Origin of the sequence: Streptococcus cristatus, assembly GCF_003943505.1 — a bacterium.
Classification (GTDB): domain Bacteria; phylum Bacillota; class Bacilli; order Lactobacillales; family Streptococcaceae; genus Streptococcus; species Streptococcus cristatus_E.
The window spans coordinates 1-617 of sequence record NZ_RJPS01000096.1 but is presented as its reverse complement, the minus strand read 5'-3'; the positions used below and the strand labels follow the sequence as shown (position 1 = coordinate 617).

Sequence of the window (617 nt, the reverse complement as noted above, 5' to 3'; positions counted from 1 at the left end):
ATATAGACTAGCAACTAGTAGAGAAGAAGCCAAGTCAGGATTGTCAAAATTCACTCCAGAAGCTCGCAAATAGCCAATTAGATTGTTATTTATAATTGTCTGAGAAGTAATTTTATTCGTGCCTACTAATTTTGCTCCATTTAACCCCAATACAAAATCAGATAATTTATCGTCACTAAATTTCCGTTTGTCGTAATACACATTACTATATTTCGTATAAATACGATTGATGGTTAAATCTTCTTCTTGTAAGATTTCGTTATTGGCTATATTGAATGCTTCAAGGGTAATATTATCTAATTTTTCATCTACATTTGACCAAAGAATACAAGAAACTAACGCATCAATTTTAGTGTGAAAATGTCTTCGGTTGAAAGCAAATCCACTTTCAAACTTTTTATCAATGAGATGAATTTCTTTCCAATATTTGATTGGGCTATAAATAATGTAACTATCAGTAGGCTGACGAAGATAATATTTGAAACCACTCCAAATAAAGATATTTCCCATCTCATTTACACCCATTCCCTTGATTTCTTGTTTCATCTGTTTCATTAAATAACTTTGTTTCCATTGAGATGATGATGAAGTCTTTTTTGCTTTTTGATGTTCTATAC

1 pseudogene is annotated in these 617 nt (G+C 30.6%); it reads right to left on the bottom strand.

Features of this window, described 5'->3' with window-relative positions:
- Positions 1 to 546, bottom strand: a pseudogene (locus tag D8792_RS11190) (hypothetical protein); the annotation flags it as partial.
- Positions 547 to 617 lie beyond the last annotated feature (71 nt).